At 63.6% G+C, this 2,771-nt stretch carries 3 protein-coding genes and 1 pseudogene; 2 read left to right on the top strand and 2 right to left on the bottom strand.

Going from position 1 to position 2,771, the window contains the following annotated elements; genetic code table 11:
* Positions 1 to 265: 265 nt before the first annotated feature.
* A complete protein-coding gene (locus PARHAE_RS20435; RefSeq protein WP_126156339.1) occupies positions 266 to 1,003 on the bottom strand; it encodes an IS30 family transposase in 738 nt (245 codons plus the stop codon).
* A 173-nt stretch (positions 1,004 to 1,176) separates the two neighbouring features.
* Positions 1,177 to 1,344, bottom strand: coding sequence for a ribbon-helix-helix protein, CopG family (locus PARHAE_RS20440; protein ID WP_338142943.1), 168 nt, complete (start codon positions 1,342 to 1,344; stop codon positions 1,177 to 1,179).
* 115 nt (positions 1,345 to 1,459) lie between these two features.
* Between PARHAE_RS20440 and PARHAE_RS20445 the strand changes: the two genes are divergently transcribed.
* Complete coding sequence (locus PARHAE_RS20445) at positions 1,460 to 1,984, top strand: hypothetical protein (protein ID WP_126156341.1); 525 nt, start codon at positions 1,460 to 1,462, stop codon at positions 1,982 to 1,984.
* Positions 1,985 to 2,156: 172 nt separating this feature from the next.
* Positions 2,157 to 2,771, top strand: a pseudogene (locus tag PARHAE_RS20450) (hypothetical protein); the annotation flags it as partial.

Below are 2,771 nucleotides of genomic sequence, written 5' to 3' on the forward strand. Positions count from 1 at the left end.
GCAGAAACCTGGCACCAGTTCCTCGACGACTTCGTTAGCGATCCTGAACTCGCGCAACGCTTCAAGGCTCAACCGCCGCGGTAACAATCGGCCGGTTACAATTGAACCATGCCCAGCTCACCGCGCTATTGGACGGGTTGGACTGGAAGCGGGTTCGTCCGGTCTGGGTCAAGGCACCTGTCTTTGCGGGTTAACCCGCCTGCGGCAAAGTGAATCACCTGTGCCTTGTGCGCGGATATCCTGCGGAATGGCCGGTCAGGATATGCTATCTCCAAAGCATGAGCGCGGACGATCTCTCCCTTCCCGATGACAGGGGCGTCAGGGCTTGGGCGATCTGCGCCATGATCGGCTTGGTGCGTTTCTCGGCGTTCTTCAACGCCACCAGGAAGCGGCTGGTCCGCTCGATCATGGTGGTGACATTGGCAGGCCCATACTTCTGCCGGAACAGCACCAGATCCGCTTCCCAATGCCCAAACTGGCGGCGATGCGCGATAACGTCGGGGCGGAACAAGATGCTGAGTTCCGGCGCAAACTTGGGCGGCGGGCGCTTGCGCAACCGATATCCCCGGCGGCGTCGGCGGCCGGAGGGCAGGTGGCGCCACAGCTCACCTCGACGACCATCCTCTGAATAGATGTGTTGATAGATCGTCTCTTGGCAGACCCGGCGCGAGGCACCTTCGTAACGCATCCGGCCGGCGATCTGCTCGGGGGTCCAGCCAGAGCGGAGACAGCGCTCGACCTGGTCGCGCAGCCCGGGATCCCGCACCAGCTTGCGCTGCCCTGTCCGGCGTCTATCCGAGTAGCTTTGCGCCACAACGCACCAGTAGCCGCTGAGCTTCGGGATCTCGCTGTCGTGGAAATAGTTGCGCCTCAACTCGCGGAAGATCGTCGAACGATGCCGGCCAAGCCTGCGCGCCATCTCGTCAGGGCTCAGCTTCATCTGCCGCCAGCGCTCGATCTTGCGCCGCTCGGAAAGGGAAAGGTGAGAGAACCGAACCTTCATTCTATGATCCTTTCATGGCTCAGCCCATTGTTGAGCACAGAAAGTCGCATTTCAGGATAGCGCGTCCCCGGTTGCCACTACCTATAGTGATAATCAAGATTATGAAGCATAATAGCTCTTGGAGAGGTCAACAGCCGAACAACTTCGCCGCAATGCTGATGATCGACCAGACCTTAGCTATCCGTCATAGCAAGCCACTGGACCAAGGCTCTGCGTATCATTTCAGGCCGTGTGGGCAAATCAGGTTCAGCGCGTCGCCGATCATCGATCGCCTTGATCAGTTCTTGTGACAGCCGGAGGTTAATTGCCTCCGTATCCTTTTTTGGGGGAGCCATGAACATTAATCCAAATTGATATTGACACTAAGATACCAAAGTGCCATATTGATCGGGCGGAAGCAAGAGATCCTACCCTCCTGCCCCGCCCTAACCACCACTGATCCTCAGGAGATCAATCATGGCTAAGCCAGCATCTACCACGCCGTGTGGCGTGACGACACCCCCTGCGCATTTCACCCATACCGAGATCTCGCGAACCTTCTCGCGCCTGATCGGGTCGGTCAGCGGCTATATCGAGGCTGAGCGCGACATCGAGGATGCGGCGTCCTGGGATCCGGCGTTCCTAGACTGGCATCGCGATGCGGAAGGGGCCCGGAGCGCGGTGCTCTCCTCCATCGACCACATCCGGGTCTCTGCCGCCGTGCGGCCCGAGGACCTGCCGCTGAAGCGCATGGCGCTGCTCCTCTTCGCGCTGATCGAAACGGAGTCGTCGTCGGAGTTCCTGCGCCTCGCGGCCTGCCTTGATCGTCATGCAGATCTCTTCTCCTGCCTCGGCACCGGCTTGGTGGCGCGGCGTGTCACCCAGATGCTGACAGCGGCGCGGTTGCAGGTGGCCGACCTGGCCTCGCTGACGGCGCTTGTCGATCCGCTGGAGATCGCTGTGGCCGACAGCGCGGACGACCCGGTGCCGGTTGCGGCCTGACAGCCGCCTTTCCCTGACATTCCTGCCTGCCGTGACCGGTGCGTGCTGCGTGCGCACCGTCCGGTCGGCGCATCGCCGCGTCCCTTCCCGGCCCGCTGTGGCCGCGGAAGACGCGGTGACGCCTGGGTCCGGCGCCCGGCACAACCAATCCTTATTCTTCAGGAGCATTCCCATGACCGTCCTGCAATCCTGCACGGCCCAAGCGCCGCTTCCCGCCGGCCTGACCCGCCACCCCGGCCCCCTCCATGCCCACTGGCTCGCGGCGGCCGAGCAGAAGGGCTTCGATCTCCTGGCCCGGGTCACGAACCGCCTTCACCTGGCCCTGCGCTGCCGGTGCTGCGGCGCCGTCAGCGTGACCAGGCTCTTCGTGCTGATGACCAGCCAGCCGCTCTGCCGCACCTGCCTGGAAAGGGCACGGGCTACCCGTGCGACGGCGGCGGGCCTTTGCTATCTCGGCCCCGACCCCGATCGTCCGCCCTACGGCCTGTTCCGGGCCACCTGCGGGCACGTCCTGCGGCGGCAGTTCGAGATCATCGACCGCGTCGCCCGTGGCGAGACCGGCCTGCGCTGCGAGACCTGCTTTGCCGAACGCGAACGCCAGATCGCCGCCCGGCAGGGCTGGACCCGGATCGGCCCCGATCCGCGCGGCAATGCCAACTATCACCTGTATCGCCACGACGCCTGCGGGCATGTCCAGCGGATCGCCCGGGCCAATCTCGGCTGGGGGCAGTGCGACTGCGCCGGTTGCGGGGAAAGCTGGGCGGCCAAGCCGAGCTTTCTCTACCTG

This window comes from Paracoccus haematequi (genome assembly GCF_900631945.1).
GTDB lineage: Bacteria > Pseudomonadota > Alphaproteobacteria > Rhodobacterales > Rhodobacteraceae > Paracoccus > Paracoccus haematequi_A.